Genomic DNA, 20,526 nt, shown 5'->3' on the forward strand with positions numbered 1-20,526 from the left:
CCTCGTGGTGGTGGGTGGTCGTCTCGCGATCGTGCCGGGGGAGCGGGGCGTACCGATTCCCCCTCCGTGGGTGATCCGCCCCGATCTGCTGACGCCGTCAGCCCTGCTGCCAGGCGGGGTCGCAGGACAGCTCGACGTTGATCCACGTGGCCACGGACAGGTGGTGGAGCCGTGCCGTGAGAGCCGTCCGCAGCCGGTCGATGTCTGCGACGTCCCACTCGCCGGCGGCGACGACGTGGTCGACCTCCACGTAGAGGCGGCCCCCGGTCTTGGTCATGCGGACGACCGGGCTCATGAGCCCCATGCCGGCGCACACCTCGGTCACGGCCTGACGCGCCGGCCGCTCGATCTCGGGGGGAGGTGTCATCTCGAGCAGCTCGCGCGCCATGGTCCGGACGAAGCCGACCGGGGCGGGCAGCACCATGAGTGACACGACGATGACGAGCACCGGGTCGACGAGTGCTGACGCGGTGTCCTTGAACTCACCAGCGGGCAGCGCTGTCACGACGAGGAATCCGGCGAGGATCGCCACCGACAGGAGGCTGGCGATCCGCCACCCCACGGCCTCCGCGGCCACGAGCTCACTCGTGCCGGACCGTGCCTCGAGCCAGCGCCAGGTCACGAGGCACAGCACGGTGGCCACCACCGCGTAGATCGTCGCCGACCTGGTGGAGACGTCGTCCCCACCCTCGGTGATGACGATGACGGCGTCGGTGACGGCGTATGCCGTGAAGCCCAGACGGGCGATCCCCTGCAGTCCGATGGTGAGGGGGAGGAAGGCCTGCCGGCCGTAGGGGAAGAGCTCGCTCTCGCCGCGCTCGGCCGCCTGGCTGGCGCGGAGGGCGAGGACGCTCATGACGAGCCCGATGCCGGCGGAGACGCCGTCGAAGAGGATGACGCGCGTGCCCGACACGATGCCCCAGGCGAGCGCCAGCGCCCCGGACACCGCACCCGCCGCGATGGAGAGGCGGAGCGCCCGGTCGGCGTCGGCCTTCCGGGTGGGCGTGGGGCTGGGCTGTTCCACTCTCGAGCACCGCCCTCTCGTCCGTCGGGGCCCGGCCGGCGTCCCGCCGTCGGGAGGCCGGCTGGGCCGGTGCCGTTCGGACGCTAGTCGTCGCCGGCCGGACGGTCCTCACCCGTGACGGGTGAGCGGGCAGACCCGGACCCGGTTATCACCGCGAGTTACGTGTCCTATAACGTTCTGAACGTGAACGACGCGCGACGCGGGATGCCTGCCGCCCTGCGGCGCTGTCCCTAGCCGCACCCCGGCGCGCCCCTCGCGGCGCCGCTCCGTGCGTGCGGCACACGCCCGTTCCCCCAGCCAGCACCGTCGCCCGGCGAGCCGCGCCTCGGCGCGTCCTGACCTGCCCGAAACGAGAAGGACCACACCCATGCCCCTCATCCAGCGCTCCGTGGCGGCTGCCACCGTCGCCCTCGTCTCGCTCTCGCTCGCCGCCTGCGCGGGCGGGTCGTCCGGGAGCCAGGCTTCGGCCGACAACCCCTACGACCTCCAGCAGCCCGGCACCCTGCGGGCCGGCACTCTCACCGATGCGCCGCCGAACGTCTTCCTCAAGGACGGGACGTTCACCGGCTTCGACAACGACCTGCTGACCGCCGTCGCCGCCAAGCTGGGTCTCAAGGTCGAGTTCGTCGGTACCGAGTTCAGCTCGCTCCTCGCCCAGGTCAAGACCCGCAAGTTCGACGTCGGCTCCTCGTCGATCAGCATCACCGAGGCCCGCAAGAAGACCGTCGACTTCACCAACGCGTACGACTTCGGCTTCCTCGGCCTCGACGTGCCGAAGGGCTCGAGCATCACCTCCTTCGACCAGCTCGCGGGCAAGCGGGTCGTCGTCGTCCAGGGCACGGTCCAGGACGACTACGCGACGCGCGAGAAGCTCGACCCGGTCCGCGTCCCCGACTACAACGCCGCGCTCAACCAGCTCCGCGCCGGCACGGCCGACGCGTGGATCACCCCCGCCGAGATCGGCGAGAAGACCGCGGGCGACTCCGGCGGCAGGGTGCTGGCCGTGGCCAAGCAGCTCGACCCGGGCGGTATCGCGTATGCCGTCGCTCCCGGCAACGACACGCTGCGCGCCGCGCTCGACAAGGGCATCGACGCCGTCGTCGCCGACGGCACGTGGGCCAAGCTCCAGAAGCAGTACTACCCGAGCCGGGAGATCCCGGCCGACTTCAAGCCGGGCAGCGGCGCGGCCGCCGCCGAGTGACCTCGACGCCGTAGCACCCATCACCGAGAGGAGGGTCGGATGGACATCCTGACCACGTTGCGCGAGACGTTCTTCGACCTCGACGCCATGCGCGAGGCGCTGCCCGACCTGCTGCGCGTCGGCCTGCCCAACACGCTCATCCTGGCCCTAACCTCGGCGGTGATCGGCACGGTGCTCGGCATGGTTCTGGCCGTCTGCGGGCTCTCGCACCGACGCTGGCTGCGTTGGCCCGCACGAGTGTTCACCGACATCTTCCGTGGCCTCCCTGCCGCGGTGACGATCCTGCTCATCGGGGTCGGGCTGTCGCCGGTGGGGCTGCAGATCTGGGGTCCGAACCCCTATCCGCTGGGCATCCTCGCGCTGTCCCTCATCGCGAGCGCGTACATCGGTGAGATCTTCCGGTCGGGCATCCAGAGCGTCGACGACGGCCAGCTCGAGGCGGCGCGGGCCCTCGGTTTCAGCCGGCCCTCGGGGATGCGGCTCGTCGTCATCCCGCAGGGGGTGCGCCGGGTGCTGCCGGCCTTGGTCAACCAGTTCATCGCGCTGGTCAAGGAGTCCTCGCTCGTCTACTTCCTCGGCCTGCTCGCGAGCCAGCGCGACCTCTTCCGGATCGGGCAGGACGCGGCGGCCAACACCGGCAACCAGTCCGCGCTCGTCCTCGCCGGGCTGTTCTACCTGCTCATCACCGTCCCCCTGACGCACGTCGTCAATGCCGTCGACCGCCGTCTGCGTGACGGCCGCCGGGCCGACGGCCCCGCCCGGCTCGACGACGCGGACGCGGACGGGGACGCGGACGGGGACCGTGCCGCCGCTGACGCACCGCTCGCTCTGGCCCAGGAGGCACGATGACCACCGGCAGCCCGACCACCATCGACGCACCCGCGACGGTCCGTGGAGTTGCCGTCTCCACCCGAGACGTCCACCTCGCGTTCGGTTCCAACCCCGTCCTGCGCGGCGTCGACCTCGACGTCCCGGCGGCGACGACGGCCTGCGTCATCGGCCCCTCGGGGTCAGGCAAGTCGACCCTGCTGCGGGTTGTCAACCGACTGCTCGAGCCCGACCGGGGTGACGTGCTGCTCGACGGCCGGAGCGTGCTGCGCGACAACCCCGACGCGCTGCGTCAGCGGGTGGGCATGGTCTTCCAGCACTTCAACCTCTTCCCGCACAAGACGGTCCGGGCCAACGTGACCCTCGGCCTGACGCGGCTCAAGGGCCTGTCACGCGACGCCGCCGCGGAGCAGGCCCAGCACCACCTCGATCGGGTCGGCCTGGCCCACAAGGCCGACGTGCGCCCGGGCAACCTCTCCGGAGGTCAGCAGCAACGGGTGGCCATCGCGCGCGCCCTCGCCATGGAGCCCGAGGTGATGCTCTTCGACGAGGCGACCTCGGCCCTCGACCCGGAGCTCGTCAAGGGGGTCCTGGCCACCATGGCGGACCTGGCGGCGGAGGGGATGACGATGCTCGTCGTGACCCACGAGATGGGTTTCGCGAGGTCGGTCGCGCAGCAGGTGCTCTTCATGGACCACGGCCGGGTCGTCGAGTCGGGGGAGCCGGACACTCTCTTCGAGTCGCCGGAGACCGACAGGCTCCAGCGCTTCCTCTCGCAGGTGCTCTAGCCCCAGGCCGTGCCCGCTCCGAGGCCACGGACCCGACGGTCCGTGGCCTCGGTGCATCTCACGGAGTGGTCTGCCCATTATCCCTACCAAATCAGTATGTTATCTTCGTCGCAGGTCATGAGTCCCAGCGACAAGCCCCGGCTTGCTGGGCGGCAACCCTCCTCCGCGGTGGGGTGCCCCGGGTGAGGACCAGGCGTCGACCCGTCGGTCGACGCAAGCGCGGGCTCGACGAGGGCCCCACGGACACAAGGGTTCCCATGACGCATACCACCAAGCGGCCATCCCGCGGCCACGCCCTGTGGGCTCACCGCCGCCGGCACGTCGACCTGTCCCGGGTGAGCAGCGCCCTCTGTCCGGGCTGACGACCAGATGACCGCTTGCGCAGCCTGGCCGGCACCCACGGAGTCCGGCCGGAGCGCGCGGCGTCCCGCGTAATCCGTCCCGACCCACCCTCACACGTTCAGGAGCCTTGCCATGCCTCTGCGCACCCGCCCCGACCGGGCCACCACCCTCACCACGCTCGCTGCGTCGAGCCTCGGGACGCCGCCGACGCTCGACGCGCCGACGGCGATCAACCTCGCCGAGACCGCTCGGCGCCTCGCGGGCGATCGTGCCCTCTGGGCCGGCCTCGTCGACTTCGACCCCATCAGCCGCTACTACGCCCGGATCGCCGCCGAGGCCGACCACGAGGCCTGGCTGCTCACCTGGCTGCCCGGGCAGGGGACGGAATGGCACGACCACGGGCAGAGCGCCGGCTCGTTCGTCGTCCTGCAGGGACAGCTGAGCGAGCGGGTCGCCGATCTGGCCACTCCAGACCGGACGCCGCAGGTCAGGGAGGAGGTCGGCCGTCTGCGGGCCGGACAGCAGCGCACGTTCGGACGCCGCTACGTGCACCACGTGAGCAACGAGGGCCCGGACCCGGCAGTGAGCCTGCACGTGTACTCGCCGCGCCTCACCGAGATGACGACGTACGCGCTCTCCGGCACGAGCCTCCGGCGGGTCGACCTCCAGCAGAAGGGAGTCGACTGGTGACTCGCCCCGCTCGCAACGCCGCACCGATCCACCTCGCCGTCGCCCTCGACGGTGCCGGATGGTACCCGGCCGCGTGGCGCGAGCCGGGCGCGCGACCGGTAGACCTCTTCACCGCGCGCTACTGGGCGGATCTCACCAGCACGGCGGAGCGCGGCCTGCTCGACTTCGTGACGATCGAGGACAGCCTCGACCTCCAGTCGGCCGACCCCTTCTCCGACGACGTCGACACCCGCACCGACCAGGTGCGGGGGCGGCTCGACGCGCTCCTCGTCGCCGCCGCGGTCGCGCCCCTCACGCAGCACGTCGGCCTCGTCCCCACCGTCACGACGACCCACACCGAGCCGTTCCACGTCTCCAAGGCCGTCGCCACCCTCGACCACGTGAGCCGCGGGCGGGCGGGGTGGCGGGTGCAGGTGGGCGGCACACCCGGAGAGACCGGCCACTTCGGTCGCCGCACCCGCCCCACGATCCGGCGGGATCTCGCCTCCAGCCCCGAGGGCCGTGCTGCCGTGCGCGAGCGCTTCGACGAGGCCGCCGATCACGTCGAGGTCGTGCGGCGGCTCTGGGACAGCTGGGAGGACGACGCCGAGATCCGGGACGTCGCGACCGGACGGTTCGTCGACCGGGACCGGCTGCACCACGTCGACTTCGAGGGGCGCCACTTCAGCGTCCGCGGCCCGTCGATCACCCCGCGACCGCCACAAGGGCAGCCTGTCGTGACCGCCCTGGCCCACCAGACCATCCCGTACGAGCTGGCGGCCCGTTCGGCGGACGTCGTCTTCGTCACGCCGCACGACGACGAGCAGGCAGCGAGCATCGTCGGCGAGGTCCGAGGGGCGGAGGCGCGGGTCGGGCGCGACGCCCATCCCCTCATGGTCTTCGCCGACCTCGTCGTGGTCCTGGGGAGCACGACCGACGCCGCCCGGGCCCGGCGACGCCGGCTCGACGAGGCGGCCGGGGCGCCCTTCACGTCGGACGCGCACGTCTTCACCGGCACCGCTGCCGACCTCGCCTCGCTCCTGCTCCGTTGGCACGACGTCGGCTACGACGGCTTCCGGCTGCGTCCGGCCGTCGTCGACGACGACCTCGTCGCGGTCGTGGACGAGGTCGTGCCCGCACTCCAGCGTGCGGGGGCCTTCCGGACGGCATACGACCCGGGCTCGCTGCGCGAGCGCCTCGGTCTGCCTGTCGCCGTCAACCGCTACGCCCCCGCGTCGGCCTGAGAAAGGACCTCCCATGTCGCAGCCTCGCAAGCAGGTCATCCTCGGCGCCCACTTCCCGGGGGTCAACAACACGACGGTGTGGAGCGACCCGGCGTCGGGCAGCCACATCGACCTGTCGTCGTTCACGCACTTCGCGCAGACGGCCGAACGCGGCCGGTTCGACTTCCTCTTCCTCGCCGAGGGACTGCGGCTGCGCGAGCAGCGCGGTCGGATCCACGACCTCGACGTCGTCGGCCGGCCCGACACGTTCACCGTCCTCGCCGCGCTGGCTGCGGTGACGGAGCACCTCGGTCTCGCCGGGACGATCAACACGACGTTCAACGAGCCCTACGAGGTCGCGCGCCAGCTCGCGACCCTCGACCACCTGTCCGGAGGACGCGCCGCCTGGAACGTCGTGACGAGCTCCGACGCCTTCACGGGCGAGAACTTCCGGCGCGGAGGGTTCCTCCCGCACGCCGAGCGCTACGAGCGCGCCGAGGAGTTCGTCGCGACGGCCCGCGAGCTGTGGGACTCCTGGCCGGCCGACGCCGTGCGGGCGGCAGGCACCGACTTCCTGTCCGACGCCTCCGCGGGGGACTTCGAGCACCGGGGCAAGCACTTCGACGTCGCCGGCCGCTTCACCGTGCCCCGGAGCCCACAGGGCCATCCGGTCGTCCTGCAGGCCGGCGACTCGAGCGACGGCCGCGAGCTGGCAGCGCGCAGTGCGGACGCCGTCTTCAGCCGTCACTCCACCGGGGACGACGCGCGCTCGTTCTACCGTGACGTCAAGGGCCGGCTCGGGCGCTACGGTCGGCAGCCCGACGACCTCAAGATCCTGCCGGCCGCCACGTTCGTGCTCGGGGACACGGACGCCGAGGCCCGCGACCGCGCGGCTGAGGTGCGGCGCCAGCAGGTGAGCCCGCAGACGGCGATCCTCCTGCTCGAGCAGGTCTGGAACCGCGACCTGTCCGACTACGACCCCGACGGCCCGCTGCCGACCGTCGACCCGATCGTCTCCGACGCGTCCTCGATCGTCCGCGGCCGGGCCCGGCAGGTCGGTGACCCCGTGGCCGAGGCCGCCCGTTACCGAGCCGTGGCCGAGGCCAAGGGGCTCAGCATCCGCGAGGTCGTCATCGAGCTGACCGGTCGCCAGACCTTCGTCGGCTCACCGGAGACCGTGGCCCGCACGCTCGAGGACGCCGTCGCGACCGACGTCAGCGACGGCTTCATCCTCGTCCCGCACATCACCCCGGGCGGACTCGACGAGTTCGCCGACCGGGTGGTGCCGCTGCTGCAGGAGCGTGGCGTCCTGCGCCGCGACTACACCGAAGGGGCCACCCTCCGTGACCACCTCGGCCTGGGTGCAGCGCGGCCCGCATCCGACTGGGGGTCGAGCGCGTCGGCTGCTCACGGCGCGCCGACCGTGTCGGTCGCGACGGACGCCAGGGCGAGCGCATGACGGCGGCGGCTGCAGCGGACGCCCCCGCGGTCGAGGTCGTCGAGCTCGTGGGCAACCCGCGGGTCGGCTCGCGCACCCGAGCGCTGGCGGACCTCGTCGTGCGTTCGCTCGGCGAGACGGTGGCGGCGGACGGACGAGGCGCGCCGGACGGCATACGGCTGGGTGTGCCCGTGGTCATCGAGCTGGGGGAGGCGGTCGGCGTCACCTTCGGGGCCCGGGTGGCGCGGGCATCCGCTCCCGTCGAGGACCCGTTCGGTGTCGTGAGGCGCGCCCGGCTGCTCGTCGTGGCGACCCCGACGTACAAGGCGACCTACAGCGGACTGCTCAAGCTGTTTCTCGACCAGCTGAGCCAGGGCGACCTCGCCGGGGTCGTGGCGGTGCCGGTGGCGATCGCCGGCGCACCTGCTCACCGCGACGCGGTCGCGGCCGCGCTGCGTGACCTCCTCGTCGAGCTCGGCGCCGACGTGCCTGCGCCCGCGGTCGCGCTCCTCGAGAGCGAGGTGGCCGACCAGGAGGAGCACGTCAGCCGCTGGGTGGGGACGTATGCCGCCGCGCTGGGTCTCGGTTCACCGGCCGAACCCGTGCGTGCTGGTGCACCCACGCGGTGACGGTCTGTGTGTACGGTGTCAACACCGGCGACCACCTGTGAGCACCCCGGCGCCGCCGGCCCCGTCCGTTTCCCGGAGTCCCAGCCATGCCAAGGAGCCCCAGCGATGAAGCTGCTTCTCACGTCGGGCGGCGTCAGGAACCCCAGCATCCGCGATGCGCTCGTCGGCATGTTGGGCAAGCCGATCTCCGAATCGGCCGCGCTCTGCATCCCGACCGCGCAGTGGGGGCACCCCAGGTGCGGGCCGCCATCGGTGCGCCGCTTCGTCAGTGGCAGTGATCCGGGAGATGCCATGACCTCGCTCGGGTGGGAGTCCGTCGGTGTCCTCGAGCTGACCGCCCTACCCACCATCGCCACGGAGCGGTGGGTCGAATGGGTCCACGAGGCCGACGTCCTGCTCGTCGACGGCGGCGACGCCACGTACCTGTGTCACTGGCTGCGGCAGTCCGGCCTGGTCGACCACCTGCCCTCCCTCACCGACACGACCTGGGTCGGGGTGAGCGCCGGGAGCATGGTCATGGCACCCCGAATCGGGTCGGACTTCGTCAATTGGCCGGCGGCCAGTGACGATCGGACCCTGGGGCTCGTGGAGTTCGCGATCTTCCCCCACTTGAACGCCTTCCCGACGAACACCCTCGCGGACGCCGAGCGATGGGCCGCCGAGATCGACGGGCCGGCGTATGCCATCGACGAGCAGACGGCCATCGCGGTCGTCGGCGACTCCGTCGAGGTGGTCTCCGAAGGCGAGTGGCACGCGTTCGGGACGTAGCACGTCGGGTGCGCGCCGACCTCGACTCAGCGACCGCGGCGTCGGTACGGCGTCGGTACGGCGTCAGGCGACCACCGCGCGGTGCGAGGGGCCAAGGGCGCCGACAACAGTCCGAGTACCGTCCGATGAGGAACGTGCTGGGCGCCTCGAGGAAGAGCAACGAGATGAGACCACTTCGATACTCGATCAACGTCACGCTCGACGGCTGCTGCCATCACGAGGCAGGCCTGCCTCCCGACGAGCAGTCGATGCGCTTCTGGACCGCTGAGCTGCAACGCGCCGATGCCTTGCTGTTCGGCCGGGTCACCTACGAGATGATGGCGTCGGCGTGGCGACGGCCGGACACGGGCACGTGGCCTGACTGGATGGACGAGTGGCAGGTCCCGTTCGCCGAGACCATCGACCGGACGAAGAAGTACGTCGTGTCGAGCACGTTGAGCGGGGTCGACTGGAATGCCGAGCTGGTGCGAGGCGACCTGCGGCAAGCGGTCCAGCGGCTCAAGGAGGAGCCGGGCGAGGGTCTGTTCGTGGGTGGCGTGACGCTTCCCTTGGCATTGGCAGATCTGGGACTCATCGACGAGTATGCGTTCGTCGTGCAGCCGGTCCTCGCCGGACACGGGCCGACGTTGCTCGCCGGTCTGCACGAGCGCCTCCAGCTCGAGCTCGTGGATCGCGAGGAGTTCACGTCGGGCGCGGTCGCGCTGCGATACCGGCCCATGGCGTGACGGCCGGGCGTGACGTCCCATGGCCGTCTCGGTGATGCGCGCCCGTCCTGGGTCAGTGCGTCCCCGCTGGTGCACGAGGCGCTCCAGCCCGATCCTTCCCGCCGAGCAGTGTGACCGCGGCGAGGAGACACAGCACCGTGCCGCCGATCGCCGGGGCGGAGGCCCACGTGGCGGTGCCGATCCCGGCGTTCGACTGGAAGCCGCCGCCCACTTCGAGGACGAGCAGGTAGGCCGCGGCGGAGACGTTGGCAGCCGCAGCGAGCGCGGCGCCCCAGGGGCGGCCCAGCCACAGCAGGACGCCGGAGACGACGAAGGCCGGCGCGAGAACGCCGAGGTCGAGAGCGTAGACGAGGTGGATCGCCGGCGGTGGCATGACGTCGACGGGCAGCCGGCCGGTCACGGCGAACCGCACGGACAGGGTCCCCCAGGCGGCGATGAGCCCCGCCCCGAGCAGCGTCGTGAAGACCGCGACCCACCGTGCCGCCGGTCCGGTGCGGATACCGGCCGCCACGGCCTCGACCTGGAGGCTCGACCCGAGCATGATCAGGGCGTACGTCGAGGCCGAGAAGGCGGCGACGTGCAGGAGGAAGACGTCGCTGAACGCAGCGCCGAAGGCGTAGTAGGCGTAGTTGTAGATCCCGTAGAAGAGCAGGCCGAGCCAGATGGCGACCGACGTCGCCGAGGCGCGGGTCGCGCTGAGGTACAGGCTCAGCGCGAGCGCGGGAACGACGACGACCAGTGTCACGAGGTCGTTGCCGCGGAGCGCGGCGATCGCCCAGGCCTGCTCGGGGTAGAGGCCGGGCACGAACAGTCCCAGAAGGGACTGGACGAGCATGAGGGCGAGGACCACGAGCGAGAGCACGCGGGCAGCGGTCAGGCGCGGGCCCGCGCGCAGGAGGGCGACCACGACGCCCGGTGGTGGTCCCGTGCCCCGGACCTTGTCCTCGACCCGACCGGCGACGTGCTGGGCAGCCATGGGCTACCGACCTCCTCGGCTACGAGGCCTGCGCTCGGGCGGAGCCCTTCGGCGCGCTCCGCGCACGCCTCTTGCTCCACGGTAGCCCGTGGGCGAGGCAACCTGAGCCGACGTGTCGGCAGCCTCACACGAGGCCGGACGCCCGTCGAAGGGGCGGCTCGCGCCGCCCAGCTTCGGCTGGTGGAGACGATCCGCCTCGCCGAGGACGGGACGTCCGACCAGCGTTACCGGCGACTGCCGGCGAGGGGCTCTGCCCACGTGGCTGACCTGCAGATCCCGCGCCCTTCCGGACGCCGACCGTCCGGAAGGGCCCGTAACGTCCCAGGCAACGTTCGTCACGCGAAGGAGCCGGGCCATGACCGACTACGCGATCGCCCACCTGGATGAGATCGATGAGCTCAGCGACGCAGGGGCCCGTTACCGACCTGTCCGCCATCACCTGGGCATCTCGGCCTTCGGCGCCACGGTGTGGACCGCCCATTCGGCGGGTGACGTCCTCATCAACGAACACGACGCCGACGACCCGACCGCTGACCAGGAGCTGTTCCTCGTGCTGCGGGGCCATGCGGTGTTCGAGGTCGACGGCGACCGGGTCGACGCGCCCACCGGCACCCTCGTCTTCGCGCCGCCCGGCACCAGGCGAAAGGCCTCAGCCATTGAAAGCGACACGACTCTGCTGGCGATCGAGGGCACGCCGGGTCAGGCCTACGCGGCGCGAGGTTGGGAGCTGTGGGCTCCGCTGGCCCCCCGGTACCAGGCGGGGGAGTACGCCGAGGTCGCCGTCCGTCTGGCAGCGGCGGTCGACGCCAACCCGCAGTACCCGATGTTGTTCTTCAATCTCGCCTGCTGCGAGAGTCAGTGCGGTCGGACGAGCGAGGCCCTCGACCACCTCCGACAGGCCATCGAGATGTCGGACGAGTTCAGGGCGGCGGCACGAACCGACTCCGACCTGGATCCGCTTCGGGACGAACCAGCGTTCCAGGACCTGATGAGGCACTAGAAGCGGGTCCGCGCACGGCAGTCCGGGGTACACGGTCGGAGCACGTCGAGCACCGGGATCGGGTCGTTCGCTAGGTTGCGCCCATGCGAACCATCACGTCAGAGCGACTGGTTCTCCGACCCTGGGATGCCGGTGACGCCGACTTCCTCCTCGACCTCGAGGGCCGTTGGGAGGTCGTGCGCCACCTGGGAGCCGACCCGACGACCATGACCTCCCGCAGCCAGGCGCTCGCCTCGATCGAACGCCGACGCGCCATCAGCGGACATCCCGTCCACGGCATCTGGATCATCACCGACCGGGACGGCGCACGGCTGGGAAACCTTCTGCTCAAACCCGTTCCACTGTCAGCAGGGGAAGTTCCAGCCGACCCCGCGGACGTGGAGATCGGCTGGCACCTGCACCCGGACGCGTGGGGCCACGGATACGCGACCGAGGCTGCGCGTGCTGCGTCCGGCGACGTGTTCGCTCGCGGCCAGAGCCGGATCATCGCCGTGACCCATCCCGACAACCACGCCTCGCACGCCGTCTGCCGACGCCTCGGCATGCACCACCGGGGCACGACGACCCGCTACATGGACACCTCCTGCGAGCTGTTCGAGCTGACCCGGGACGGTTGAACGCTGACGTGTGCCGCCTCGGCCGCCGGGGCGAATGGGCACCATGTCGTGGTCGACCAAGGGTTGCGGACGTCTCTCGTCCGGATCCGTTTCTAGGGTGGACGCATGACGAGCACCTTCGGCTTCACGCCCGGCCAGCCACCGGAGTGGGACCTCGAGCGCTTCATGCGCGGCGACGAGGTCGACACAGCCGTGATCACCCTGGAACGCAACCGGCTGACCTTCGCGTGGAAGTGCTGGGACGTCGCCGCCGCGGGGATGGGTCTTCGGCTCGGCGCGTCCTCGGTGACGCTGGGCGGCCTTCTCAAACACCTGGCATGGGTCGAGGAGCTCTACTTCCAGGACCGGCTCGCCGGTCGCCCGTTCATGCCGCCCTTCGACGCGCTGGATCTCGAGAAGGACTGGGACGACTGGGCCTGGACCACGGCGGCCGACGACACCCCTGACGCCCTGCGTGCCCTCTGGGTCGAGACCGTGCACCGGTCCAGGGAGTCGCTGACGGAGGCGTTGTCGCGCGGCGGCCTCGACCAGAGGACCCACGACGGGATGAGCCTGCGCCGCCTGCTGGCCGACATGGTCGAGGAGTACGCCCGCCACACCGGACACGCCGACCTGCTCCGCGAGCAGGTCGACGGCGCGACGGGAGAAGGTGCCCCGAGCGACTTCCCGGTGCCCTGATCGCGGCTAGGGTCCCGTCCATGGACATGCTGAGGAGCGCACAGATCGCCGAGGCCGACCTGGGCGAGTGGCGCAAGCTGGCCCAGGGACTCCACGCCCGTTATCTCGTCGACGGCTTCGGCGCGGGCGTCCGGTTCGTCGCCGCAGTGGGCGAGGCGGGTGACGCGCTCCACCACCACCCGCGCGTGTCCATCGGTGCGGAGTGTGTCGACCTCAAGCTGGTCAGCCACGACGCGATCTACCGCGACGACGAAGGCACCGAGCACGTCGTCGAATGGGTGACCCAGCAGGACGTCGACCTCGCGCGACGGATCACCGAGATCGCGGCCGACCACGGGCTCCGGGCTGACCCGGCGTCGGTCAGCGACCTCGAGCTCGGCCTCGACACGGCGCGCTCGTCGAGGATCGCCCCGGTCTGGGCCGCCCTCCTCACGGGGAGCGCCGAGTCCCAGGGACGCGGGACCCCCAGCGACGAGATCCGGGACGCCACCGGGCGCGTGCCCAACCTGTGGTTCGGGGACGCGGACGAGCAGCAGACCACGGGTCAGCGCTTCCACGTCGAGGTCTACGTGGCTCCCGAGGCTGCCGCACCGCGGATCGCCGCCGTGCTCGCCGCGGGCGGGACCGTCGTCGACGACAGCGACGCGCCCGCGCTGACCGTGGTCGCCGACCAGGACGGCAACAGGGGAGTCCTCTGCGTCGACGTGGCTGCGGTGAAGCAGGACTGAAGCCCCATGTCCGGCACGTCCGGCACGTCCGGCACGCCGGACCACGGCGGCTCAGATGAAGCTGCCGAAGCCCTTGGAGACGAGGATCCGGCTGGTGAAGCCTCCTCTGCCGGTGCCGGTGCCGGTGAAGACGTAGAGGTAGCCGTTCGGGGCGAGAGCGAGCAGGTCCTTGCGGCCGTCGCCGGTGAAGTCAGCCATGCCGGCCAGCTGGGTGAAGCCGTTCCAGCCCTTGCTCGTGCCGATCTGTGTACGAGCGCGGAACCCAGCGGTGCCGGTGCCACCGTAGAACCAGAGGGTCCCGTCGCTCCGGCGGGCGACGAGGTCGTCGCGGCGGTCGCCGTCGAGGTCGCCGACCCCGACGACCGTCGTGTAGGACTGCCACCCGCTGCCGATCTTCCGCGGTCCCCAGAAGCGAGCCCAGTCCCGGTTGGCCCAGAGATACATGTCTCCGTTGTCGGCGATCGTCAGCACGTCGGCCTTGGCGTCGCCGTTGACATCGCCCGGGGTCACGATGTGCCGGTAGGCGTTGAACGTCGACGGTGAGATCGAGTTGAAGGGGACGAGCCGGTTGCCGTTGTAGGCCCACCACGACTCGTCCGTCCCCGTGTAGCTGACGGACAGCACGTTGCCGCCGAAGAAGTCGTCGGTCGGCTTGGCCAGGGCCGGGAGCAGGGTGCGCACGTCGCCGAGGCCGGAGCCGACCTTGGTGCTTCCGGTGATCCCACCCCTGCCGTTGCCGCGGTAGAGGTACGCGACGTTCCCGTGGGTGACGCCGACGATGTCGGCGCGCCCGTCGTTGCTGACGTCGGTGGTGATGAAGAGCCGCTGCCGCGGACGGGTGGTCGCCTTCGCCGCGCGCGCCGGCCCGAGTCCCGCGGCGTTCCGGGCACGCACCGACACGGTGTATGCCGTGTGGTCGGCCAGGCCGGTCACGGTCAGGCTGCGGGCGCTCCCGCCGACGGTGTACGTCCTGCCGCCGGGTGACACGGTGACGGCATAGCCGGTGACCGCACTGTTGCCGGTCTCGCTGGGAGGATCCCACTGCGCGCGGAGCGACCGGTCGAGGGGCACGGCCGCGAGGTAGGAGGGTGCCGTCGGCGCGGCGATGACCGCGAGGTCGAGGGTCGAGAGGTCGATGGCGTGCGTCGTCGCGCAGGCACGGTTGCAGCTCAGCATGCCCCCGCGGTCGTACTCGCTGTAGTTGCCCACCGCGTCGCGCAGCACGACCGAGTCGGCGACCCATGAGCCGGTGCCCATGCTGGGGAGCCGGGCCGTCGTGACACCGGTGCCGGGACCGGTGAGCGACGACGTGAGCTCCCACCAGAGCGGCGTCTGGAAGCCCGTGGACGACTGGTAGTGGATCGTCACCGAGGCGAGGGCCTCGTCCGTCGCGCCGTAGGAGAGGGTTCCGGTCGAGCCGCTCGTCGTCGGCCGTGTCATCCAGGCGAGGCGGGAGAGCACGGGTGACGTGACGTCGACGGACGACCCCGTCACCGTGACCGTCGTGGACGCGAAGGGGAGCGTGTGCGTCGTCGGGCCACCGGCGCTTCCCTGCGGCCACACCTGCACGCTGCCCGACGCGCGGTAGGTCGCCGTGTTGCCGGCGAGGTCACGGACGTAGACCGAGTCGAGGCGGTAGGGACCGTTCGGCACGGAGGTCGGCACGACCCCGCCCACCGACCCGAAGGCCGTCGGGTCGCCGGTCAGACGGAACGAGTAGCTCCCGTTCGTGAAGACGGCATACGCCATCGAGGCCAGGGAGGTCACAGGCGGGTGCGCCTCGTCGACGTCGAGTGCGAGGCGTGCCGGCGTGCCCACGGCGACGCTCGGTGCGGCCAGGGCCAGCGACGTGACGACCGGTGCGACCTCGTCGGGCGTCGAGCCCGTGACGGTCAGTGTCGTGGCGAACGACAGGTCGTGGGTCGCACCGGGGCAGGCAGGGTCGCACGTCATGCCGTGGGCCCGGTACTCGGTGCTGTTGCCGCTCTCGTCGGTGACCGTGAGCAGGAGAAGCGAGGTGGGCACGTCGGCCAGGCCGTCGGGCACCGTCGACGACGCGACACCGGACAGGGGCAGGTGCGAGCCGAAGTCCCACTCCGTTCGCCGGCCCGCTCCGTCGACGAACGAGGCGACGATCGACACGGTTGACGACGCGTCCGTGACGGAGTACGAGATCGTGACGGGGTCGCCGGGGGACACGTCGGGCGCGGACGTGAACGAGATGGTGTCGATCCGGGGGGAGACGTCGTCCGTCGCCCAGGCCGACGGAGCGGACACGGTCATCGCAACCGTGGTAACCGCGACCCCCACGGCCAGGAGCGCGGCCAGTCGGCGTCGGGCATGGACGTACCGGAACATGAGTCCCCCTGTCGGACGGATGAAACCGAGCGCAGCATACGGCCTGACGGTGCGCAGGTGTCGGTTCCGGCGGAGGTGCGCTCGGCGTCCGCTTCGTCCGTGTTCGGCCAGGGTTCACGGAAGCGCCACGTCGAGGGCACCACGGCCATGCGAGAGGTCCCTAGCGTCGAGGGGCCAGTCCAGCCCCGAGCGAAGGATCTCCGATGCACGTACGCCGTCTCCTGGTCAGCCTGGCCCTGGCCGGCCCACTGGCAGCACTGACCCTCGGCCCGAGCGCCGCCGCCACCTCAGTCGTCGCTGACGCCGGCACCGACGCCGCCGCCGGCTCCCACGCGGTCCTGCCCCAGCAGACCCACTTCGACCTGCAGGCGCACCGCGGGGGGATCGGCATGACGACCGAGGAGTCCCTCGAGGGCTTCGCCAAGGCGATGCGCCTCGGCGTGACCACGCTCGAGCTCGACACGCAGGTCACCAAGGACGAGAAGGTCGTCGTCAACCACGACCGTCAGGTCAGCGCCCAGAAGTGCCGCGACACGGCCCCCGTCACGGCCGGCGACCGGATGTACCCCTACGTCGGCAAGTACATCAAGGACCTGACCCTCGCCCAGATCAGGACGATGGACTGCGGCTACCAGCAGCTGCCGGGATTCCCCGAGCAGGAGAGGGTGCCCGGCTTCCGGATGGTCGAGCTGGCGGACGTGCTGAACCTCGTCACGTCCTTCCGCGCCAAGCAGGTGACCCTCAACATCGAGACGAAGGTCGAAGCCGGCGCGTCGCCCTGGCTCGGTGGTGTCGACGCCGACGACTTCGGCGGTGACCTCGTCGCGACCGCCGCGGCGGCGGTGCCCGGGCTCACGGCGCTCTCGCCGAACTACGGCTTCCCGCAGAACGGCACGGTCTCCGACCCCGGCTTCCGCTTCTACCCCGACCGGGCCATGGTCGACGCGGCCCACGCACGAGGGCTCGAGGTCATCCCCTGGACCTGTGACGACCCGGCCACGGTCAGAGCCCTCATGGACCTCGGCGTCGACGGCGTCATCACCGACTACCCGAACCGGGTCCGCCAGGTCATGGCCGACCGCGGCATGCGCCTGCCCAAGGCGTACGCGCCCCGCTGAGCCACACGGCATACGCCATCGCTCGCCCTGCTCGAATCCTCCCCACCACCAGGAGTTCCCATGGTCGACCTCGACCGTCGCCGTTTCCTCAAGATCGCCGGAGGCGCCGCCGCCGCGACGATGCTCGACGAGAGCATCGCCCGCGCCGCCGCCATCCCCGCCAACCGGGCCACCGGGTCCCTCAAGGACGTCGAGCACATCGTCGTGCTCATGCAGGAGAACCGGTCCTTCGAGCACTATCTCGGCAGCCTCCGCGGTGTCCGCGGCTTCGGTGACCCGCACCCCGTCCGGCTCCCGAGCGGCAAGGACGTGTGGCACCAGTCAGACGGCACCCGAGACGTCCTGCCGTTCCACCCGAGCGTGGACGACCTCGGTGCCGCCTTCCTCGAGGGCCTGCCGCACAGCTGGACGGACGGGCAGGCGGCCGTCAACCGAGGCCACCACGACGGCTGGGTGCCGGCCAAGGGCACGACGACGATGGCCTACCTCGAGCGCCAGGACGCGGCCTTCCACTACGCGCTGGCCGACGCCTTCACCGTGTGCGACGCCTACTACTGCTCGTTCATCGGCAACACCGACCCGAACCGCTACTACCTGTGGTCCGGATGGACGGGCAACGACGGCAAGGGTGGTGGCCCCGTGCTCTACAACGACGAGGTCGGCTACGACTGGCGGACCTATCCCGAGCGACTCGAGCAGGCGGGCGTGTCGTGGAAGGTCTACCAGGACGAGGGCACCGGGCTCGACGCCGCCGGCTCCTGGGGCTGGACATCGGATCCCTACATCGGCAACTACGGCGACAACTCGCTGCTCTACTTCAACCGCTACCGAGATGCCAAGCCCGGAGACCCGTTGTACGAGAGGGCCCGTCGCGGCACGAGGGCGCGTGACGGGCAGGACTACTTCGAGCAGCTGCGCCAGGACGTCGAGGCGGGCACCCTGCCGTCGGTCAGCTGGATCGCGGCGCCCGAGGCGTTCAGCGAGCACTCGAACTGGCCGACGAACTACGGAGCCTGGTACATCTCCAAGGTCCTCGACACCCTGACCTCGAACCCCGAGGTGTGGGCCCGGACCGTCCTGCTCATCACCTACGACGAGAACGACGGCTTCTTCGACCACCTCGTGCCCCCGCACGCGAACTCGCCTGTCATCCCCGGCGCCTCGACCGTGTCGACCGCCGACGAGTTCTACGACGGCGAGCACGGTCCCGGCGCCTACGGCATGGGTCCGCGCGTGCCGATGTTCGTCGTGTCGCCGTGGAGCACGGGTGGCTGGGTCTCGTCGGAGACCTTCGACCACACGTCCGTCATCCGGCTCATGGAGACGCGCTTCGGGGTCAAGGAGCCCAACATCACGCCGTGGCGGCGCACGGTCGCCGGCGACCTCACGTCGGCCTTCGACTTCTCGAAGACCGTCGAGAAGGTGCCCGCACTCCCGAGCACGACGAGCTGGAAGCCGTTCGACGACCAGCGGCACCCGTCGTACCGGCCCGCGCCACCGGCGCAGGGGTCCATGCCGTCGCAAGAGCCGGGGACGCGGCCGGCGCGGCCCACGCCCTACGACCTCGTCGTCCGCGAGCAGCAGACCCGGGGCGCGATCACCGTCGACCTCGACAACCGCGGGCGACGCGGCGCGCACCTCCAGGCGCGGCTCGTCGAGCCGGCGGGGCCACCGCACAGCTACACGGTCGGCGCCGGCGACGAGCTGCGGGCGACGTGGCCCGTCAGCGGCGACTACGACATCCACGTGCACGGGCCGAACGGCTTCTTCCGCCGCTTCGCCGGTGACACGAGGACCGACCGCATCCGCGTCGAGGTGATCCGGGTCGGGCGCACCCAGCGCCTCTCGGTCACCGTCGAGGCACCGCGCGGCGTCCGCGTCGCGGTCGAGGACGCGTACGGCAGACGCACCACCGTCGGCCGGCGCCCCGTCGTCGTCGACACGTCGGCGAACGGCGGGTGGTACGACCTCACCGTCGTCGCCGAGGAGGGCCCCTTCCTCCGCGGCTTCGCGGGGCACCTGGGGACGGGTCGTCCGTCCATCAGCGAGCCGGCGCTGGGCCACGCCAACGGCTGACCCCCGACAGGCGTATGCGGCGCGCCGGGCACCCCGGGTCGAGCACCCCGGGTGCCCGGTGACGGCGCCGGCGTCGCCGGTGGACCTGCGTGCCGTCAGGCCGTGCGTCGACGGTCGTCGGACGAGCGGATACCGACCTGCGAGAAGACGAGGGCGCAGGCAGCGACGAGTGCGAGCAGGGCGAGCCCGAAGCCGTACTGCGGGAAGACCTTGTCGTAGGTGGCGCCGAGGACGAGGGGTGGGAAGTAGCCGCCGAGGCCGCCGGCGGCGCCGACGAGCCCCGTCACGCTGCCGACCCGCTCCGGCGGCGCGAGGCGCGCGACCCAGGCGAAGACGCCGCCCGTGCCGAGGCCGAGGAAGAAGGCCATCGCGACGAACGAGATGCCCGCCGGCAGCTCGAGCGGAGGCCGGAAGGCCAGGACGACCGCGAGGACCGTCACGCCGGCGAGCGAGATGGCGAGGACCGCGCGCGGCCCGATGCGGTCGGACAGCACGCCACCGATGGGGCGCGCGACGACCGCCGCGATCGCGAAACCGGCCGTGCGCGTACCGGCTGCCGTGAGGTCGAAGGAGTAGACGTCCTTGAGGAAGGTCGGCAGATACGTCGAGAAGGCGACGAAGCCGCCGAACGCCACGGCGTAGAGGAACGACATCTGCCACGTCACGGGCAGCCTGATGGCGGCCGAGAGCTTGGGCACGACGGGGTCGGTGTTGGGCGTCCAGGCCGGCGAGTTGCGCATGGCCGACCAGCACAGCGCGGCCGTCGCGACGAGGAGCACCGCGATGATGACGTGCGTCAGCGTGTAGCCGAACCACGTCACCATCCGCGGCGTCAGGGCCGACGACAGGGCCGTGCCCCCCATCCCGGCACCGAAGACGCCGGTGGCGAAGCCGCGCCGGTCGGCTTGGTACCACGCGTTGACGAAGGGCACGCCGACCGCGAAGGTCGTGCCCCCGATGCCGAGGAAGAAGCCGAAGAGGAGCATCAGCGGGAACGACTCGAGGTTGCCGGCCAGGGCGACGAGGAGCACGAAGGGCACGGTGAGCAGCGTCAGCACCGGGAACATGACGCGACCGCCGTAGCGGTCGGTGAGCGCGCCCACGGGGATGCGCCCGAGCGAGCCGACGAGCACCGGTGTCGCGACGAGCAGCGCCTTCTGGCTGCTGCTGAGGTGCATCTGCTCGGTGTATCTCACCCCGAGCGGCCCGATGAGGTTCCACGCCCAGAAGGTCACCGCGAAGGCGAACGTCGCGAGGGCGAGGTTTCGGCCCTGGCCGCTCAGCTCCACGCGCGGCGTGGACGGCGTCGATGCGGTCGGTGCGCTGGTGCTCATGGCTCT

Annotated in this window: 19 protein-coding genes and 1 riboswitch; of the genes, 15 read left to right on the forward strand and 4 right to left on the reverse strand. The window is 71.3% G+C overall.

Annotation, left to right across the window (positions count from 1 at the left end):
* Positions 1-97 precede the first annotated feature (97 nt).
* Positions 98-1,024, reverse strand: coding sequence for a cation transporter (locus H283_RS0120260; protein ID WP_020145356.1), 927 nt, complete (start codon positions 1,022-1,024; stop codon positions 98-100).
* Positions 1,025-1,391: 367 nt separating this feature from the next.
* Between H283_RS0120260 and H283_RS0120265 the strand changes: the two genes are divergently transcribed.
* From H283_RS0120265 to H283_RS0120305, 9 genes are all read left to right on the forward strand, one after another.
* Positions 1,392-2,225 (forward strand): ABC transporter substrate-binding protein, encoded by an 834-nt coding sequence (locus H283_RS0120265; protein ID WP_020145357.1) that lies wholly within the window; start codon positions 1,392-1,394, stop codon positions 2,223-2,225.
* Positions 2,226-2,264: 39 nt separating this feature from the next.
* Positions 2,265-3,074, forward strand: coding sequence for an amino acid ABC transporter permease (locus H283_RS0120270; protein WP_020145358.1), 810 nt, complete (start codon positions 2,265-2,267; stop codon positions 3,072-3,074).
* Complete coding sequence (locus H283_RS0120275) at positions 3,071-3,841, forward strand: amino acid ABC transporter ATP-binding protein (protein ID WP_020145359.1); 771 nt, start codon at positions 3,071-3,073, stop codon at positions 3,839-3,841. Before H283_RS0120270 ends, H283_RS0120275 begins: the two co-directional genes overlap by 4 nt.
* Positions 3,842-3,954: 113 nt before the next feature.
* A riboswitch (SAM riboswitch) is annotated at positions 3,955-4,067 on the forward strand.
* Positions 4,068-4,315: 248 nt separating this feature from the next.
* On the forward strand, positions 4,316-4,873 hold the full coding sequence (locus H283_RS27910) for a cysteine dioxygenase family protein (protein WP_020145360.1): 558 nt from the start codon (positions 4,316-4,318) through the stop codon (positions 4,871-4,873).
* Complete coding sequence (locus H283_RS0120285; RefSeq protein WP_020145361.1) at positions 4,870-6,096, forward strand: LLM class flavin-dependent oxidoreductase; 1,227 nt, start codon at positions 4,870-4,872, stop codon at positions 6,094-6,096. Before H283_RS27910 ends, H283_RS0120285 begins: the two co-directional genes overlap by 4 nt.
* Before the next feature lie 13 nt (positions 6,097-6,109).
* Positions 6,110-7,534, forward strand: coding sequence for an NtaA/DmoA family FMN-dependent monooxygenase (locus H283_RS25940; RefSeq protein ID WP_020145362.1), 1,425 nt, complete (start codon positions 6,110-6,112; stop codon positions 7,532-7,534).
* Positions 7,531-8,142, forward strand: coding sequence for an NADPH-dependent FMN reductase (locus H283_RS25945; RefSeq protein ID WP_020145363.1), 612 nt, complete (start codon positions 7,531-7,533; stop codon positions 8,140-8,142). Before H283_RS25940 ends, H283_RS25945 begins: the two co-directional genes overlap by 4 nt.
* A gap of 105 nt (positions 8,143-8,247) precedes the next feature.
* Positions 8,248-8,910: a Type 1 glutamine amidotransferase-like domain-containing protein gene (locus H283_RS0120300; RefSeq protein WP_020145364.1), complete on the forward strand. Its 663-nt coding sequence runs from the start codon at positions 8,248-8,250 to the stop codon at positions 8,908-8,910.
* A gap of 164 nt (positions 8,911-9,074) precedes the next feature.
* Positions 9,075-9,635 (forward strand): dihydrofolate reductase family protein, encoded by a 561-nt coding sequence (locus tag H283_RS0120305; protein WP_028785780.1) that lies wholly within the window; start codon positions 9,075-9,077, stop codon positions 9,633-9,635.
* Between the two features lie 52 nt (positions 9,636-9,687).
* On the opposite strand, the gene H283_RS0120310 is transcribed toward H283_RS0120305, so the two are convergent.
* Positions 9,688-10,611 (reverse strand): hypothetical protein, encoded by a 924-nt coding sequence (locus H283_RS0120310; RefSeq protein ID WP_020145366.1) that lies wholly within the window; start codon positions 10,609-10,611, stop codon positions 9,688-9,690.
* A 355-nt stretch (positions 10,612-10,966) separates the two neighbouring features.
* Here H283_RS0120310 and H283_RS0120315 point away from each other — a divergent pair, with 355 nt between their 5' ends.
* The 4 genes from H283_RS0120315 (at position 10,967) to H283_RS0120330 (ending at position 13,634) form a co-directional block, all read left to right on the forward strand.
* Entirely contained in the window at positions 10,967-11,611 is a 645-nt protein-coding gene (locus tag H283_RS0120315) for a cupin domain-containing protein (protein WP_020145367.1), read from the forward strand.
* An 83-nt stretch (positions 11,612-11,694) separates the two neighbouring features.
* Entirely contained in the window at positions 11,695-12,228 is a 534-nt protein-coding gene (locus H283_RS0120320) for a GNAT family N-acetyltransferase (protein ID WP_020145368.1), read from the forward strand.
* A gap of 105 nt (positions 12,229-12,333) precedes the next feature.
* On the forward strand, positions 12,334-12,906 hold the full coding sequence (locus H283_RS0120325; RefSeq protein ID WP_020145369.1) for a DUF664 domain-containing protein: 573 nt from the start codon (positions 12,334-12,336) through the stop codon (positions 12,904-12,906).
* Between the two features lie 20 nt (positions 12,907-12,926).
* Positions 12,927-13,634 (forward strand): VOC family protein, encoded by a 708-nt coding sequence (locus H283_RS0120330; RefSeq protein WP_043650284.1) that lies wholly within the window; start codon positions 12,927-12,929, stop codon positions 13,632-13,634.
* 51 nt (positions 13,635-13,685) lie between these two features.
* Here H283_RS0120330 and H283_RS26940 read toward each other — a convergent pair whose 3' ends face one another.
* Positions 13,686-15,917: an FG-GAP-like repeat-containing protein gene (locus H283_RS26940; RefSeq protein ID WP_020145371.1), complete on the reverse strand. Its 2,232-nt coding sequence runs from the start codon at positions 15,915-15,917 to the stop codon at positions 13,686-13,688.
* A gap of 278 nt (positions 15,918-16,195) precedes the next feature.
* Between H283_RS26940 and H283_RS0120340 the strand changes: the two genes are divergently transcribed.
* Entirely contained in the window at positions 16,196-17,110 is a 915-nt protein-coding gene (locus H283_RS0120340; protein WP_020145372.1) for a glycerophosphodiester phosphodiesterase family protein, read from the forward strand.
* 60 nt (positions 17,111-17,170) lie between these two features.
* The gene (locus tag H283_RS0120345; RefSeq protein ID WP_020145373.1) at positions 17,171-19,186 is read left to right on the forward strand and encodes a phosphocholine-specific phospholipase C; all 2,016 of its coding nucleotides are present in this window, start codon (positions 17,171-17,173) and stop codon (positions 19,184-19,186) included.
* A 95-nt stretch (positions 19,187-19,281) separates the two neighbouring features.
* On the opposite strand, the gene H283_RS0120350 is transcribed toward H283_RS0120345, so the two are convergent.
* Positions 19,282-20,520, reverse strand: coding sequence for a nitrate/nitrite transporter (locus H283_RS0120350; protein WP_020145374.1), 1,239 nt, complete (start codon positions 20,518-20,520; stop codon positions 19,282-19,284).
* Positions 20,521-20,526: the final 6 nt, after the last annotated feature.

The organism is Terracoccus sp. 273MFTsu3.1 (assembly GCF_000383675.1).
Lineage (GTDB): Bacteria > Actinomycetota > Actinomycetes > Actinomycetales > Dermatophilaceae > Terrabacter.